This is a genomic window from Frankia sp. BMG5.60, from assembly GCF_059428125.1.
Map to the genome: position 1 here is coordinate 3,899,368 of NZ_CM182091.1, position 15,108 is coordinate 3,914,475.

General features: G+C 73.7%; 21 protein-coding genes. 8 read left to right on the top strand and 13 right to left on the bottom strand.

What is annotated here, in order from left to right; genetic code table 11:
• Positions 1-129 precede the first annotated feature (129 nt).
• Positions 130-786, top strand: a complete 657-nt coding sequence (locus tag AC5R91_RS15800; RefSeq protein WP_495392136.1) for an O-acetyl-ADP-ribose deacetylase — start codon at positions 130-132, stop codon at positions 784-786.
• Here the strand turns inward: AC5R91_RS15800 and AC5R91_RS15805 are convergent.
• Complete coding sequence (locus AC5R91_RS15805) at positions 752-1,615, bottom strand: class I SAM-dependent methyltransferase (RefSeq protein WP_495392137.1); 864 nt, start codon at positions 1,613-1,615, stop codon at positions 752-754. The genes AC5R91_RS15800 and AC5R91_RS15805 overlap by 35 nt on opposite strands.
• 376 nt (positions 1,616-1,991) lie before the next feature.
• On the opposite strand from AC5R91_RS15805, the gene mshA reads away from it, so the two are divergent.
• Together mshA and AC5R91_RS15815 are read left to right on the top strand one after the other, a co-directional pair.
• On the top strand, positions 1,992-3,296 hold the full coding sequence (mshA, locus tag AC5R91_RS15810) for a D-inositol-3-phosphate glycosyltransferase (RefSeq protein WP_495392138.1): 1,305 nt from the start codon (positions 1,992-1,994) through the stop codon (positions 3,294-3,296).
• Between the two features lie 73 nt (positions 3,297-3,369).
• Complete coding sequence (locus AC5R91_RS15815) at positions 3,370-3,864, top strand: type III secretion system chaperone family protein (RefSeq protein ID WP_495392139.1); 495 nt, start codon at positions 3,370-3,372, stop codon at positions 3,862-3,864.
• 4 nt (positions 3,865-3,868) lie between these two features.
• Here AC5R91_RS15815 and AC5R91_RS15820 read toward each other — a convergent pair whose 3' ends face one another.
• The gene (locus AC5R91_RS15820; RefSeq protein WP_495397978.1) at positions 3,869-4,435 is read right to left on the bottom strand and encodes a nitrobindin family protein; all 567 of its coding nucleotides are present in this window, start codon (positions 4,433-4,435) and stop codon (positions 3,869-3,871) included.
• Between the two features lie 203 nt (positions 4,436-4,638).
• Between AC5R91_RS15820 and AC5R91_RS15825 the strand changes: the two genes are divergently transcribed.
• Entirely contained in the window at positions 4,639-5,001 is a 363-nt protein-coding gene (locus AC5R91_RS15825; RefSeq protein WP_044885054.1) for a DsrE family protein, read from the top strand.
• A 125-nt stretch (positions 5,002-5,126) separates the two neighbouring features.
• Positions 5,127-5,396: a hypothetical protein gene (locus tag AC5R91_RS15830; RefSeq protein ID WP_495392140.1), complete on the top strand. Its 270-nt coding sequence runs from the start codon at positions 5,127-5,129 to the stop codon at positions 5,394-5,396.
• 131 nt (positions 5,397-5,527) lie between these two features.
• On the opposite strand, the gene AC5R91_RS15835 is transcribed toward AC5R91_RS15830, so the two are convergent.
• The 9 genes from AC5R91_RS15835 to AC5R91_RS15875 all read right to left on the bottom strand — a co-directional run bounded on the left by AC5R91_RS15835 (position 5,528) and on the right by AC5R91_RS15875 (position 11,004).
• A complete protein-coding gene (locus AC5R91_RS15835; RefSeq protein ID WP_044885052.1) occupies positions 5,528-5,827 on the bottom strand; it encodes a DUF1416 domain-containing protein in 300 nt (99 codons plus the stop codon).
• Positions 5,828-5,830: 3 nt separating this feature from the next.
• Positions 5,831-6,664 (bottom strand): sulfurtransferase, encoded by an 834-nt coding sequence (locus AC5R91_RS15840; protein WP_495392141.1) that lies wholly within the window; start codon positions 6,662-6,664, stop codon positions 5,831-5,833.
• Positions 6,661-7,080, bottom strand: a complete 420-nt coding sequence (locus AC5R91_RS15845) for a DUF4395 domain-containing protein (RefSeq protein WP_495392142.1) — start codon at positions 7,078-7,080, stop codon at positions 6,661-6,663. Before AC5R91_RS15845 ends, AC5R91_RS15840 begins: the two co-directional genes overlap by 4 nt.
• Positions 7,081-7,173: 93 nt before the next feature.
• Complete coding sequence (locus tag AC5R91_RS15850) at positions 7,174-7,341, bottom strand: putative leader peptide (RefSeq protein WP_495392143.1); 168 nt, start codon at positions 7,339-7,341, stop codon at positions 7,174-7,176.
• Complete coding sequence (locus AC5R91_RS15855; RefSeq protein ID WP_495392144.1) at positions 7,289-7,840, bottom strand: thioredoxin family protein; 552 nt, start codon at positions 7,838-7,840, stop codon at positions 7,289-7,291. The genes AC5R91_RS15850 and AC5R91_RS15855 overlap by 53 nt, the downstream gene beginning before the upstream one ends.
• A gap of 111 nt (positions 7,841-7,951) precedes the next feature.
• The gene (locus AC5R91_RS15860) at positions 7,952-8,695 is read right to left on the bottom strand and encodes an LmeA family phospholipid-binding protein (RefSeq protein WP_495392145.1); all 744 of its coding nucleotides are present in this window, start codon (positions 8,693-8,695) and stop codon (positions 7,952-7,954) included.
• The gene (locus AC5R91_RS15865; protein WP_495392146.1) at positions 8,692-9,645 is read right to left on the bottom strand and encodes a hypothetical protein; all 954 of its coding nucleotides are present in this window, start codon (positions 9,643-9,645) and stop codon (positions 8,692-8,694) included. The genes AC5R91_RS15860 and AC5R91_RS15865 overlap by 4 nt, the downstream gene beginning before the upstream one ends.
• A 148-nt stretch (positions 9,646-9,793) precedes the next feature.
• Positions 9,794-10,063 carry a MoaD/ThiS family protein gene (locus AC5R91_RS15870; protein WP_495392147.1) on the bottom strand — a complete coding sequence of 90 codons (270 nt, stop codon included), beginning with the start codon at positions 10,061-10,063 and terminating at the stop codon, positions 9,794-9,796.
• A 62-nt stretch (positions 10,064-10,125) separates the two neighbouring features.
• Complete coding sequence (locus AC5R91_RS15875) at positions 10,126-11,004, bottom strand: alpha/beta hydrolase (RefSeq protein ID WP_495392148.1); 879 nt, start codon at positions 11,002-11,004, stop codon at positions 10,126-10,128.
• Between the two features lie 127 nt (positions 11,005-11,131).
• Here AC5R91_RS15875 and AC5R91_RS15880 point away from each other — a divergent pair, with 127 nt between their 5' ends.
• Positions 11,132-11,884, top strand: coding sequence for a response regulator transcription factor (locus AC5R91_RS15880; protein WP_044887015.1), 753 nt, complete (start codon positions 11,132-11,134; stop codon positions 11,882-11,884).
• 117 nt (positions 11,885-12,001) lie between these two features.
• The gene (mshD, locus tag AC5R91_RS15885) at positions 12,002-13,003 is read left to right on the top strand and encodes a mycothiol synthase (RefSeq protein WP_495392149.1); all 1,002 of its coding nucleotides are present in this window, start codon (positions 12,002-12,004) and stop codon (positions 13,001-13,003) included.
• Positions 13,004-13,009: 6 nt separating this feature from the next.
• Here the strand turns inward: mshD and AC5R91_RS15890 are convergent, their stop codons facing one another.
• Entirely contained in the window at positions 13,010-13,369 is a 360-nt protein-coding gene (locus tag AC5R91_RS15890) for an STAS domain-containing protein (protein WP_044887017.1), read from the bottom strand.
• 305 nt (positions 13,370-13,674) lie between these two features.
• Here AC5R91_RS15890 and AC5R91_RS15895 point away from each other — a divergent pair, with 305 nt between their 5' ends.
• Positions 13,675-14,133: a hypothetical protein gene (locus AC5R91_RS15895; RefSeq protein ID WP_495392150.1), complete on the top strand. Its 459-nt coding sequence runs from the start codon at positions 13,675-13,677 to the stop codon at positions 14,131-14,133.
• Positions 14,134-14,149: 16 nt separating this feature from the next.
• Here AC5R91_RS15895 and AC5R91_RS15900 read toward each other — a convergent pair whose 3' ends face one another.
• The gene (locus tag AC5R91_RS15900) at positions 14,150-14,809 is read right to left on the bottom strand and encodes a TMEM165/GDT1 family protein (protein WP_495392151.1); all 660 of its coding nucleotides are present in this window, start codon (positions 14,807-14,809) and stop codon (positions 14,150-14,152) included.
• Positions 14,810-15,108 lie beyond the last annotated feature (299 nt).

The following is a 15,108-nucleotide window of genomic DNA, read 5'->3' on the forward strand; positions in this document are numbered from 1 at the left end:
GCTTCCTCTCCTGCGCCACCCGGCCCCGCTGCGAGACCGGACATCTTCCATCGGATCGCAGTCCCCGTCCACCCGCAAACGCGCCACTCCGTGTGGGCCCCTCCGATCCCTCGTCGGGCGGATCCGGCGATGCTCCCATGGCGCTGCGGTCCCACCGCGGAGGCACCCGAGGCCGGCCACGGCCGTCCCGACGAGCGGCCCCCGGCGCGATCCCCCGGCGCGGACGGGTACACCGGCTCCGCGTCGGGGAGACTCGGCGGCATGGTGCACGTGACCCTGCAGCAGGGCGACATCACGCTCATCGAGGCCGACGCGATCGTCAACGCCGCCAACAGCGGACTGCTCGGCGGTGGGGGCGTCGACGGCGCGATCCACGCCGCCGGCGGCCCGGAGATCCGCGCCGCCTGCGAGCGGCTGCGCACGACCTCCCTGCCGCGGGGGCTGCCGACCGGTGAGGCGGTGGCGACGACGGCCGGCCGGCTGGCCGCCCGGCACGTCATCCACGTCGTCGGCCCGGTGTACGACCCGGCCGAGGACCGTTCGGCGCTGCTGCGGTCCGCCTACACGCGGGCGCTGGCGGTCGCCGACGAGCTCGGCGCGGCCAGTGTCGCCTTCCCCGCCGTCAGCGCCGGGGTGTACGGCTGGCCGTTGGACGACGCCGCCCGCCTGGCGGTGACCGCGGTCCTCGCGGCGGACACCCGGGTCGCGCAGGCGCGCTTCGTGCTGTTCGACGATCGGGCGTACCGCGCGTTCAGCGCGGCGCTGGCGGTGGCCAGTCGACGGTGAGCTCGCCCAGCCGCCAGCGCCGAGCGTCGCCGCGCACCGGCCAGCCCTGCGCCCGTAGCTCGCCCGCCGCGGCGATCCAGCGCTGCCGCGGCGAGAACACCGCCCGTGGCGCGGCCCGTTCCCAGGCCCGATCGAGCGCCGCGAGCAGGCGGTGGACGTCGTGACCGGGCACGTTGTGTTCGATCAGCGCCTTGGGCAGCCGCTCGGCGAGCTCGGAGGGGCGGCCGAGGCTCGGCAGGTGGGCCGAGAGCGTCAGGGTCGGCCGGGCGGCGACCCGCCCGGCGGCGAGCCAGCCCGGCGCCCTGCCCGGGGCCGGCAGGCAGAACCAGCAGGCCCGTCGGCCGATCTCGTCGCAGGTCCCCTCGACGAGCAGGCCGCCGGGGGCCAGCCGCGCCGTCATCGTCGCCCAGGCGCCGGCGACGGCCGGTTCGGGGTACTGGCGCAGCACGTTCAGGGCGCGGACCACGACGGGTCGTTCGGCCGCGGGTGGCAGCTCGAACCCGCCGCGGGCGAAGGTCAGGCCGGGCGGCCGGGCAGCATCCGCCGCTTCCGCCACCCGCTGCGGGTCGAGTTCGAGGCCGACGACGCGCACCCGCGGGCAGGCCGTCCGCAGCCGCCGGTGGAGTTCGACGGTGGTGACCGGCGACGCGCCGAAGCCGAGATCGACGACAAGCGGGTCCGCGCTGCCTCGCAGCAGGGGGCCGGCGGCGTCGAGCAGCCAGCGGTCGACCCGCCGCAGCCGGTTCGGCGCCGTGGTACCCCGGGTGGGTACCCCGAGGGCGCGGGCCCGGCCGGCCGCGAGGCGCGGGGCGCGGCTGGGATTCGACACCCGACCAGCCTCGCAGATCGGCCGTTCCGGTCGGGTCGGGCACCCGGCCCGACCGCCGACGTCGTCGCCTCCCCGCGCCGCGGCGGTGACCCGGACCACGGTCGACCGCCCGGTCAGGCCGGCGCCCGGTGCGCGTCTGCGCGTCTGCGCGTCTGTTTCCTTACAGCTTTGTGACCGCCGGCCCGGCGGCCTCGCCGCACGCACCCCTCTGACCTGCAATGACAGCACCTATTGCGGCCTGTCGCGGGCGCCGGGGCGGGGGGGCGACCAGTTGACCGGACAACGGGGCGGGTAGAACGGTGGTTGTCGTGTCGGTCCTGTGCAGGGTTGGTCGTGCCGGGCAGGCGACCCAGACGGATGGATGCGGAGGTGGCCGGTGCGGTTGATCAGGAGCAGTGCCGCGGCCCGCGCCGAGCCCGACCGGGGCGCCCGGCCCCGGCGCGTGGCGATGCTGTCCATGCACACCTCGCCGATGGAGCAGCCGGGCACGGGGGACGCCGGCGGGCTGAACGTCTACGTGGTGGAGCTCTCGCGACAGCTCGCGGCGCTCGGCGTCGAGGTCGAGGTGTTCACCCGGGCGGTGAGCAGCAAGCTGCCGACCTCGGCGGAGCTGGCCCCGGGCGTGACGGTGCGCCACGTCGACGCCGGGCCGTTCGAGGAGGTCCACCGCGAGGACCTGCCGGCCTGGCTGTGCGCGTTCACCGCGGACGTGCTGCGCACCGAGGCGGGGCACGAGCCGGGCTACTTCGACGTCATCCACTCGCACTACTGGCTGTCCGGCCAGGTCGCCCTCGCGGTCGCCCGGCGGTGGGGCGTGCCGTTCGTGCACACCTCCCACACCCTGGCAAAGATCAAGAACGGCGCGCTGGCCGTCGGGGACCGCCCCGAGCCGCCCGGCCGGCTGCTCGGCGAGCAGGAGGTCATCGCCGGCTCCACCCGGCTGATCGCCTCCACCGCGGACGAGCGCGGCCATCTCATCGACCTCTACGGCGCCGCCCCCGACCGGGTGGACGTCGTCGCGCCGGGCGTCGACCTGGAGATCTTCCGGCCGGGCGACCCGGCGCAGTCGCGGGCGCGCCTCGGCCTCGACCGGGACGGCGACCTGCTGCTGTTCGTCGGCCGGATCCAGCCGCTCAAGGCGCCGGACCTGCTGCTGCACGCCGCCGCCGAGCTGCTGCGCCGCGATCCGACCCGCCGTTCGAGGCTGACCGTCGCCGTCGTCGGCGGCCCCAGCGGCTCGGGGCTGGAGCAGCCGGACGCCCTGGTCAAGCTCGCCGCGGACCTGGGGATCTCCGATCTCGTCCGGTTCCAGCCGCCGGCGCCGCAGCACGAGCTGGCCCACTGGTACCGGGCAGCCACCGCCGTGGTGGTCCCCAGCCACAGCGAGAGCTTCGGCCTCGTCGCGTTGGAGGCCCAGGCCTGCGGCACGCCGGTGGTCGCCGCCGCGGTCGGCGGCCTGCGCACCGCCGTCGCCGACGGGGTCTCCGGCCTGCTCGTCGCCGGCCGTGACCCGGCCCGCTACGCCGACACCCTGGACCGGCTGCTGCGCCAGCCACACTGGCGCAGCCGCCTGTCCGCCGGCGCGGTCGGCCGGGCGGCCGGCTTCGGCTGGTCGGCCACCGCCCGCGGGGTGCTGCGCAGCTACCGGCACGCGCTGAGCCCCGCCGCCGTCGCGGTGTGAATCGTCGAGGCGGGTGGGAGGATCTCCACCGCATCCGGCATCGTCACAGTTGCAAGCGGGGAGGTCTGGAGCCATGACGGCACCCATCGACACGGCGGAACGCGAGCGGCTCGACGGCCTGATCTCCGAAGCCCTGGCCGACCTCGACCTCGCCTACGAGCGCGTTCACGCGGGCTCGTTCCTGGTCACCCTGGAGGGCGAGCACAAGCTGCGCACGGTGACCTGGCTCGTCGTGCAGGACCACACCCTGCTGGTCGAGGCGTTCTTCATGCGCGCCCCGGCGGAGAACGCGGCGGGCACCTACGCCTTCCTGCTCGGCCGCAACGCGAAGACCTATGGCGTGCACTTCTCCATCGACCGGGTCGGCGACATCTTCCTGACCGGGCAGATCCCGCTGCTCGCGGTCACGGCGGAGGAGATCGACCGGATTCTGGGCTGCGTCGGCACCTACGCCGACGACAACTTCGACCCGGCGATCGCCCTCGGGTTCGCCGCGGCGATCGAACGGGAGAAGGCGTGGCGGGCCAAGCTCGCCGCCGACGCCGGAAACGCCGCGAAGCCCGGCTGACCGGTCAGTCCGTGACGCGGTGCAGGCGCGCGGACAGGTGCGACTGCAACGGCTTGCCCTCGGCCTCCATGTCGATCGCGTAGGCCAGGTCCCCGCCCTCGACGATCCCGTAGAGCCGCACCGAGCGGGTGACGTCGCGGGCGGTCGCCGTGCGGATCAGCACGTTGTGGTCGAGGTCGACGCGGGTTCCCGCCACTGTGCCGACGTAGATCTCCGCGATGCCGAACGGGTGCGCCAGCGTCACCTCGACGACCTTCTTGCCGTCCTCGCCGGGCTGGACGCGCCAGAAACCGGTCTCGGTGGCCAGCGGGCTGCCGGGCTCCCGACCGTCGCGCGGCTCGTCCGCCCACCAGGTGTGGGAGACGTAGCCCAGCGCCGGGCGGCCGTCGGCGGCGAAGGTGATCTCCTGGCCGTAGTGGAAGCCCTCGAGGTCCTCGTAGCCGCCCACGCCCTCGCCGCGCCAGGTGCCGACGAGGAAGGCCAGCGGCAGCAGGCTGGGATGCAGATCGGCGGGCCCGGTCCCGGTCTCGGACCGCGGCCGCCCGGCGGCCGACCGGCCCCGGGCGCTCAGCGCTGCCCCTCGTACAGCTTGTAGACCACGTAGCCGGAGAACCAGGCGATCAGGACGGACATCGCCACCAGTAGCCCGGTGAAGAAGTAGTGCAGCACGCTCCGCAGCCTAGCCCCGCGCCGGGCCGACGGGGTCGGGCGGGCGGGGTCGGGCGGGCTGCGCGGACGACACGCCGGCGGGGGCCGATGGGGCAGACTGGGTCGATGACCCGTCCCCTCGTCGTCAAGGTCACTGCTGGGATGGACGCGCCGGAGCGCTGCTCGCAGGCGTTCACGGTGGCGGCCGTCGCCGTCGCCGCCGGGGCCGACGTCTCGGTCTGGCTCACCGGCGAATCCGCCTGGTTCGCGCTGCCCGGGCGGGCGGCGGAGTTCGAGCTGCCGCATGCCGCGCCGCTGCCGGACCTCCTCGCCGGCATCCTCGCCGGCGGCCGGGTCACCGTGTGCACCCAGTGCGCCGCCCGACGCTCGTTCGGCCCGGACGACGTCATCCCCGGCATCCGCATCGCCGGCGCGGCCGCGTTCGTCGACGAGGTGCTCGCCGACGGGGTCCAGGCGCTCGTCTACTGAGGCCGACAAGCCGTTACAGAAGACCGGGAAGCCGTTGCAGAAGCCACCGCAGGCGCAACAACAGACCACGAACGGGACACGCCGAAACGCATGCCGGCGGCCATCGCATGCGCTTTCATGATCGCATGGTGGCAGACTCCGACATACTCTTCGCGGTGGTCCTGTTCGCGGCCGCCGGGCAGCGCACCGTCCGCCGGATCATCGCGCCGTTCCCCGACCGGGGCTCCGCGGTCGCGTTCGCCCGCGACAACGGCCTGCGCTGCTTCTCGGTGGGTCCGATGCACTTCGCGGTGCCGACGACGGTGCCGCCCGGCGCGGGCCTGTCGGGCGGTCCCCGCCCGCTGCTGCCCACCGCCGTCCACGCAGGCACGGAGCGCGGCGACTCCGCAGCCTAGTGCTACAGCCGCACCACTCATCCGCCGGGATCCGTAGCCAGGGACCTACTCCGCATCAGGAAAAAGGGGACAGCGGAAACTGCCCGCTGTCCCCTCCACCGCGCCAACCAGGCCGTCTCCAGCGACGACCGTCAGGCCGCGACCTCGACCTGCGTGTCGACCGGCTCGCCCTGGCGGGCGACGACCTTCTGCTCACCACTCGCGCCGGGCACGAGCGCCCGCACGGTCCACTGCCCCGGCCGCGCGAAGAAGCGGAACTGGCCGGTTGCCGACAGCGGAACCTCGGCGGTGAAGTCGCCACCCTCGTCGAGCAGCCGGGCGTAGCCGGTCGAGACCGGCTCGCCGCCCTGCACCACGACGCCCTGGATCACGGTCTCCTTGGCCACGTCAATTCCCTCCACAGACGGTCCACCGCGGGTCGCGCCGCACATGTCTCACGCACCCTTCTCGATCGGCACGCCCACCAGCGAGCCGTACTCGGTCCACGACCCGTCATAGTTCTTCACGTTCGGCAGGTCGAGCAACTCGTGCAGGGCGAACCAGGTGTGCGCCGAACGCTCGCCGATACGGCAGTAGGCGATGATGTCCTGCGAGAGGTCGACGCCGGCCTCGCCGTAGAGCTTGGTCAGCTCGTCGTTGCTCCGAAAGGTGCCGTCCTCGTTCGCGGTCTTCGCCCAGGGGATGTTCTTCGCGGTGGGGATGTGACCGGCCCGCTGGGACTGCTCCTGCGGCAGGTGCGCCGGCGCGAGCAGCCTGCCGGAGAACTCGTCGGGAGAACGGACGTCGACGAGCGCCCTCTCGCCGATCGCGGCGACGACCTCCTCGCGGAACGCGCGGATGTCGGTACGCGCCTCCTTGGCGGTGTAGGTCGTCGCCGGCCGCGGGGTGACCTCGGCGGTCAGTTCACGGCCGTCGAGCTCCCACTTCTTGCGGCCGCCGTCGAGCAGCCGGACGTCCGCGTGACCGTACAGGCTGAGGTACCAGTAGGCGTAGGCCGCGAACCAGTTGTTGTTGCCGCCGTAGAGGACGACGGTGTCGCCGTTCGCGATGCCCTTGCCGGACAGCAGTTTCTCGAACTGCTCCTTGTTGACGAAGTCCCGGATGACCGGGTCCTGCAGCTCGGACTTCCAGTCAAGCCGCACGGCACCCGGAATGTGCCCCTTGTCGTAGGCGGAGACGTCCTCGTCGACCTCGACCAGAACGACCTTGGGGTCGTCCCGGTTCGCCTCGACCCACGCGGCGTCGACCAATGCCTTCTCGCGGCTCATGCGCGCGCTCCTCTTACGGTGATGGAACGGAAGAAAAGATATATCTGGCACCCGAGACAGAATTCGAACGCCGCGTTGAGGAAGGCCGCTATGAAGGCGGCCGCGGCGGCGACGAAACCGAGGACGGCGACGCCCGAGAGGAACCCCGCGACCCCCACGGCACCGAAGATCGCACCGACGAGCTGGGCGAACCGGGGCGGTGCAGCGTCCTCGGTCGTCGCGGGCGGCCCAAGCCGCGGCCGGATCAGCGCCCGGAACAGCAGGCCGTAGGGGGCGTACCGCACACCGGCCACCGCCCCCACGACGAATACCACGGTCTGCGCGAGCAACAGCCATCCGCTGCCCGTCACCAGCACCACGGCGAGCACGACCGAGGTGACGGCGGCGGTGAACCGCAGGCCACGAGGATCCACCACGAGACTTTCTCCTGACTGCCGGCTCGAGCTGTCCGGTCGGATGCGGAGCGATGCATCGGGGAAACCGATCACATCAGGGGCGCCGCCCCGCGATCAGGAAAGACGACACAGGCAGCTACCCACGCGGCACAGGTCGACCGCGCGGCGCTTCACGAGCTGCGTCCGGAACATGGTTCGTGCAACGGTAGCAGCGAAAGTCACGTCTGTGTTAAGTCGCTGGCGGTGGTTCCGAAGAATCACCATCTGCCCGTTTGATCCCATCCGCGGGGACGATCTGCGCCAGGGTCGCGAACACCGCCTGCCGCGTCGGAGGTGCGCCGCTGGCCCGCCTGACCTCGCGGCCGGAGGCGTCGACGACGAGCACCGTGGGCGTCCGCCGGACGGCAAGCCGGCGGACGAGATCGAGGTGCGCCTCCGCGTCCACCTCGACGTGGCGCACCCCGGGCACCAGCGCGGCGACCCCGGCCAGCACCTGTCGCGTCGACCGGCACGGCGCGCAGAACGCCGTGGAGAACTGCACCAGCGTCGCCCGCTCCCCCAGCACCTCGCCGAGCGCGGCGAGCTCCGCCCGCAGCCCACCGTCAGGACCCGCCGCCACCCGGGAGGAGTCGTCGGCGCCGGACGGTTCAGCCACGGCCACGACCGGCCCGCCGGCCGCAGCGACCCGCCGCCCCCGGAACCGCCCGTCCCGCGCGCGCATCACCGTACCCAGAGCCACCGCCACCACGACGGCCCCGACCAGTACCCAGACTCCCGTCACAGCTCCTACAGCATCCCGGCGGCACCCGCTCTTCCCGGACCGGCACCACTTCCCGGGCCGGCACCGCTCTCCTGGTTGGCACCGCTCTCCTGGTTGGCACCATCTGGCGCGTCAGCGGCCCGCGGTGGCGGCGTCGGCGTCGGCGTCGAGCACGACGTCGCGACCGTCGGCGGCGAAGGCGATGCGATCGCCCGCGACCGTCGCCGAGGTCAGCCGCATGTTGAACGGCAGGCCGGCGACCGGCACGTGCACCGTGAGCAGCTCGGTGGCGACCTGGCGCAGCGCGGGCGGCAGGATCGCGCCGACCGATGCGGTCAGCTCGCGGGGGGTGAACGTGACCGCGGCGGGCTGGACCCCGATGTCCGCCGTCCCGGACACGGGGTAGGCGGTCCCGAGAACCTGCACCGATCCCGCGACCCGGATCGCCTGCCCGTCCGGGCTGACGGTGATGGCCGAACCCTGGCTGCGCAGGTAGGCGTTGACGTCGGCGAACGTCAGCTCCACCCGGGCGGCGAGCCGGTCCACCGGTATCCGCCGCACGTCACCACGGAGGACGTCGGCGAGGGGGACCCGCACGCCCGCGAGGTCCGCGTGCACCCGGTCCACGCGGACATCCTGCTCGACCCGACCGCGCACGTCCACCCGCACGTCCCGGTAGTTCCCGGCGACCACCTGGGTGAGGAACGGGAAACCGCCGAGCGACACCGTGGGACGCGACGGCAGGTGCTCGGCCCGCTGCGCCTGCGTGGCGATCTGGCCGGCGACGACGCGCGCGGCGACCCGATCGACGACGACGAGCACGATCAGCAGGACGACCACGACCACGGCCGTGATGCGCAGGCCGCGGCCGCTCATCCGGGGAGGTGCCGTCCGACCAGGTAGACCAGGGGCGCCGCGCACGCCAGCGGCAGGATCGCGGCGAGCAGGACATCCGCGGCCGGCGGACCCGCCGTCGCGTCCACCTCGCCGGCGGGCGGGCCGGTCTCGTGGGCGCGGGCGAGCACCAGATCGACCAGCGCGGCGACGGCGGCACCCGACGCGGCCGTCGCAAGCGCGGCGTTCAAGGTCAGGCCGTCGGGTCCCAGCGCACCGAGGATCGCGCCCGCCGCCACCGCGACCGCCACGCCCAGCAGGTCGGCCGGCACCGCCGCCAGGCCGGCCCAGCCGAGCAGCCGAGCGGCCACGACGGCGCTGCCCGCACCCAGCAGGCCGGCGATCACCAGCAGATCGGCCGGATGATGCGCGCCGTGCCCCGCCCGCAGCGCGAGGTACCCCGAGAACAGGGCGACGAGGATGATCCCGCTCAGCGCGGTGGCCAGTTCGGCGCTCACCCGGGCCGCGGGAGCCGGCGGCGCGACGGTGTCCGGACGGCCCGCCGGGTCCGCCTCGGCGCCGGCGCGCGCAGCGGCCGGGGCGCGCAGCGTCAGGGCCCGACGCAGACCGAGCTGGTAGAGCACCACGACCGCGACGGCGGCCCCGATGACACCGGCGACCGAACCGTAGGTGTGCCGGTCGGAGACCAGCAGGACGACGTCGGCGAGCACCGCCCCCGCCGCGACCAGCGGGATCGTGCCCGGGGAGGCACGCAGCGCGCGGCCCCAGGCCCACGCGAACGCGACCTGCTCGACGGCCAGGACGGCCGCCAGCACCCACGTGGCCAGCACCGCCGCGCCGACGGCCAGGCCCATCGCGACCAGCGCGGCGAGGGGCGCGCCGAGCAGCACCCGCCGGGGCGGTACGGCGGCCGGCAGGGCCGTCTGTCCCGACAGCACGCCGCGGGACAGCCCGGGTTCGCCAGCGCTCACGCCGACATGCTGCCATGCCCCGCCCGCGGGCTCGGCGCCGCACCGGCCGCGGGCGAGGTCGCGCGGGCGGCGGGCGGCGGCAACGCCAGTGATCACAACGCCAGTGATCACAACGCGCTCACGACACCGATGCGCACGACGCCGATGGTCAGCCGCCGGCGAACGGCGGCAGGGCCTCCACGACCGCCCCGTCGCGCAGGACGACCCCGGCCGGGTCGCGCCGGCCCACGGGCTGGTCGTCCACCAGGTAGGAGCAGCGTCGCAGCAGCGCGGGCAGGTCTCCCCCGTGGCGGGCCGCGACGACCGTGAACAGTGCCGCCAGCGTGTCCGCCTCGATCGTCTCCTCGCGCACCCCCGCCGCGTCGCGGGCGGCGGCCCAGTACCGGACGGTGACCCGCGCGGCCGGCACGCCCGGCACGGCCGGCGCACCCGGCGTGGTCGGCGCAACCGGCGTGGTCGGCCTTGGGCCGGGGGCCGCCGTCACCGGGCCTGCACCACCGTGCCGCCGCGGTGCGCCGAGGCGGCCGTCTCCCTCGACCCGCCGGGGCCGGCTGTCACAAGGCTCGCCAGGTGCGCGCCGATGCGGTCGAGCAGGCCCGGGGACAGCCCGGCCTCGGCGTGGCCGAACTCGGGGACCAGCCACATCTGGGCCGGCTCTCCAGCGGCCGCGGCGAGCGCGCGCGGATGCTCCAGGGTGAAATACCGGTCACGATGCCCGTGAACGATCAGTAAAGGCGTCGGCGCAATGGTGCCGACGATCTCGACCGGAGCGGCGGGAATTGGCACGAAAGCGCGGGGGTCGATACGGACTCGTAACGCACCTCGTGCCACCATCCGGCCAGTGGCATGCTCGGCGAGCCAGTGGATCCGCCGCATCGGCGCGGTGTCGCGGACGAACCATCTGCTGGTGGCGCTCACACTGACAACCGCATCCGGGGGATGGCGCAGGCGCAGTTCGTGACTCAGCGTACCGTTTTTGGCCAATCCGGCATGACGGAGGACCGCCGCCCCGCCCATCGACCATCCCATGGTGATAACGCGCTGGTAGCCGAGCCGGCGAGCCTCGCCGACACCGGCATCGACGTCGAAGACCTCGCGATCACCGAACGTACATGATCCACTAGAATGACCATGGCCGCGCAGGTCCATGACCAGCACTCCGGCATATTTTCGTAACCCGGCTGCCACATGCCGTAACGCCGGATGCGCCATCGAGCAGGAGAAGCCATGAGCGATCACAACCGCCAGGTCCCGCGACTCTCCGTGCACATCCCCGCTTCTTTGATCATGGTTCGTGGCCAGAATCTCAGAATCAGCGGTAGGCAGTAGCCCGTAGACGGTAGGAGCCGAGTAGGACACTCCGCTATCCTCCCCACATACCGGCCTTCGTTTCATGCCCATGACGGTCGTGAGACGCCCAGGGCCGGGCATCGAGTTACTCACCGGGTCGACGCTGCCCCACCACACACCACCTGGAGGAGTCGTCTTGAGCGTCGTCCTTTTGCTCACCAACGCCCCCGGTCCCTCCGCCGAGTCGTTTCCGTCCCTTGGTCTGCTCACCCACACGGTACGGGTCGCCCCACTGGAGGCGAGTGCTCTGTTGGACGCTCCGCCCGTGGACGTGATCGTGGTGGACGGACGCCGGGAACTCGTCATTGCTCGCGGCCTGTGCCGGCTGCTGCGCACGACCGGTCTCACGACGCCGCTGCTGGCGCTGGTGACCGAGGGCGGGCTGGCCGCGGTGTCCGCGGACTGGGGGGTCGACGACGTCGTCCTCGACTCCGCCGGTCCCGCGGAGGTCGAGGCCCGGTTGCGACTGGCCATCGGCCGGGTCGCTGCCGCCGGCGGCACGGCCGAGGCCGGGGTCATCCGGTCCGGCGACCTGTCGGTCGACGAGACCACCTACTCGGCCAAGCTGCGGGGCCGCCCGCTCGAGCTCACCTTCAAGGAGTTCGAGCTGCTCAAGTACCTGGCGCAGCACCCCGGCCGGGTCTTCACCCGGGCGCAGTTGCTCCAGGAGGTGTGGGGCTACGACTACTACGGCGGCACCCGGACCGTGGACGTCCACGTCCGCCGGCTGCGGGCGAAGCTCGGCCCCGAGCACGAGGCGATGATCGGCACGGTGCGGCATGTCGGCTACAAGTTCGTGGCGCCGCCGATCGCACCCCTGCCGGAGAACGCCTCCGGGCCGGCCGCCCGCGTCGACCGGGACGACGCCCGCACGCCCGAGCGGGTCTAGCAGCGGCGGGCCGCGCCGATCGTCGGGCGGCGCATCCGGCCTGACGATGCCGGGTGGGAGATGTCCACGTCTCCCGCCCTGCATCGTCGAGTCGGAGCGACGGATGACGGGACAGCTGTGGCCGAAGGCCCATACGGTCGTACGGTGACCGCCTCCCTGACTTGGCAGCCGACCCTCAGCGGCGCGGACGTGGACGACATCGTGAGCCTGCTCGCCGCCGCCGAGCGGGCGGACGGCACCGGGCCGGTGTCGGAGGACGTCCGGCTGACGCTGCGCCCCGACCAGCGGGTCGGGGCGGGTCGTCACCTGCTCGCCGTGACCGCGACCGGTGTCGAGGCGCCGGGCCCGCGGCGCCCGATCGTCGGCTACGCGCATCTCGGCGGCGCGCTCGACAGCCGTCAGGCCGAGGTCGTGGTCCATCCCGGGCATCGCGGCCAGGGGATTGGTCGCGCCCTGGCCGCCGCGCTGACCGAGGCGCTCGGCGACCCGCCGGCCCGACTCGACGTGTGGGCGCACGGAGATCTCCCCCCCGCGGCGGCACTGGCCGCGCGGCTCGGGTTCGCCCGCACCCGGGTGCTGTTCCAGCTTCGCCGGCCGCTGGGCGCGGGCGCGCCGCTGCCGGAGCCGCACCTGCCCGCCGGGGTCACCGTCCGCGCGTTCGTCCCCGGCCGCGACGACGAGGCCTGGCTGACCGTCAACGCCGCCGCCTTCGCCGATCATCCCGAGCAGGGCCGCTGGACGCTCGACGACCTGGCCCTGCGGCGGGCTGAGCCGTGGTTCGACCCACGCGGCTTCTTCGTCGCCGAACGCGATGGCCGGTTGGTCGGCTTCCACTGGACGAAGGTCCACGAGGTGGACGAGACGCCGCCGCCGGGCACGCGGCCCGGGCCGATCGGCGAGGTGTACGTGGTGGGGGTGCTGCCCGGCGCGGGCGGCGCCGGGCTGGGGCGCGCCCTGACCCTGATCGGCCTACGCCACCTGCAGGCCGAGGGGCTCGCGGCGGTCCTGCTGTACGTGGACGAGGACAACGAACGAGCCGTGCGGATGTACACCGGCCTCGATTTCACCGTCCACACGCGCGACGTGTCCTACCACTGGCGCGGGGCGGCCACCGGCTGAGGCCGGTCATGCACCCCGGCGGGTCGCCAGACCGGACGCCGCGGCCGCACCGCCGTGATCGACCTCGATGACCGAGGTCAGATTGGTGACGTGCAGCAGCCGGTAGGCGTCCTCGTTGAGGTTGCGCAACGCCAGCCGGCCGCCGGCGGAACGCTGCCGCTGGTGGGCGAACAGGATGACCGCCAGCCCCTGCGAGTCCAGGAAGCTCACCTGGGCCAGGTCGACGACGATGTCCCTGACTCCGGCGACGCGCGCGTCCAACAGCGCCTCGCGCAGCGGGTCCAGGGAGGAGTAGTCGATATCGCCGACCGGGTGCACGACGATGGCCTCACGGCCGATCACTTCGACGCGAACGCTTGGTTCCATGGCTCCGTTGACGACCGGACGGCATGGGCGCCACGAGAAGCCGGCCGGGCTGCCTCCCGCTACGCGCCGCGCCCCTGGCAAGCGCGACGATGGTCACCTACCCCCACCACACCACTCCCACACCCGCCCGATTCCCACCGGGGAGCGGTTTTCCTCACACGGGACCGACGCCGCCACCACCGGTACCGACCCGTGACGCCGGCCGGGCCGACCCGCCGGCCGCGGCCTGCCCCCGGGCACTCCCTCCCGTCTTCTCCCCGCCGCGCGGGATGGGATGACCAGTCGCCGGGTGAGAGCGTCGACGCATGAACACCAACCCGCCCCGGACCCCTGGCGGCTCCGATCACCCGAACGTCGTCACCTTCCTCAGCCAACTGGACGGCGCGGCCGTCTCCGTCGGGCCGCCTCCCGGCGCGCCGCCGGCGCCGGAGGTGGTGCTGACCGCTCAGCGTCCCCACCGTGACCCGGCCGTCCTGCGGCTGGCGCCGGACGAGGCGGACCGGCTCGCGCGACTGCTGTCCGCGGCCGCCGGCGCCGCGGCGCCGCCCCTGGCCCCCACCGACCGTTGCGGCGAGGACGGCGGCGGACGGGCCGCCGTCCGCTCCCACCATGTCGTCTGCGTCGCCGAGGGATCCGCGGCCGAGGAGCTGCGTCACGCGCTTGCGCTGCTGCCGGCGCGGGCGCGACTGGTCGACTTCACCTCGGACACCGAGGTCGTCCTCGTGTTCGCCACGGACGACCCGCGCTGGCCCCCGCCCCGGTAGCTGCGGCGAGCCGGGTTCAGCCGCGCACCGCCTCGATCACCGACACGACGGCCAGGACCAGGAAGGCGCCCGCGGCGATCCGGGTGATCACCGCGATGGGCATCAGGCGAAGCAGCCCGCGTCCCCCGGCGATGGCCAGGCCGGCCACCGTCCACAGCGCCAGCACCGCACCGATCCAAACCGCCACCGGCGCGTCGAACCTGGCGGCCAGGTTCGCCGTCGAGATCTGCGTCAGGTCGCCGAGTTCCGCGACGAAGACGACCCCGAAGGAGGTGGCCGCCACCCGCCAGAACGTCGTGGCCTCGACCGGCGCCGCGGAGGCGGGTCGCTCGGCCGCGGCGTCGGCCCGATCCGGCTCGTCCTGGTCCTTACCCTGGTCCTGGTCCCCGTCCTGGTCCTTGCCGTCGCTCTCGCGGCCCTCGCGCAGCACGAGCACGGCTCCGGCGATGAAGAGTACCGCCGTGATCGTGTCGACGATCCGGTGCGGCAGCAGCGAGAAGGCGCTACCGGCCGCCACAGCCACGGTGACGTGCACGACGAAGGCGACTGCGACCCCGGCCCAGACGTGCAGCGGCCGGAAGCGGCTGCCCAGCACGATGCTCGCGACCATCGTCTTGTCGGGTAGCTCGGCCAGGAAGATTACGCCGAAGGTGATGAGTGCTGCGGTGATGCTCAATGCCCGGGACCTCTCCGTGGAACCGGGCCGGGAGCGGGGACGCGCCTTCGACCCGGCATGCCTGCCGTGTCGAAGGTCTCGCCCACCCGGCCGCGTGGGCCGGGCCCGGCCGCCGGGTGCCCGCGGACCGGCCCCGGACGGGTCGATCGGCGGGCGCCAGTATGTCGACGACCGGACCGCTCGGACGCCGCACCCGGCCCGGCCTGGCGACGGACACGTCCGTCGTCCCAGGCCGTGCGCACCGGAGACAGGCCGCTCGGCGGGGCTACTCCCCTTCGGGGGAGACAGTACAGGCTGCG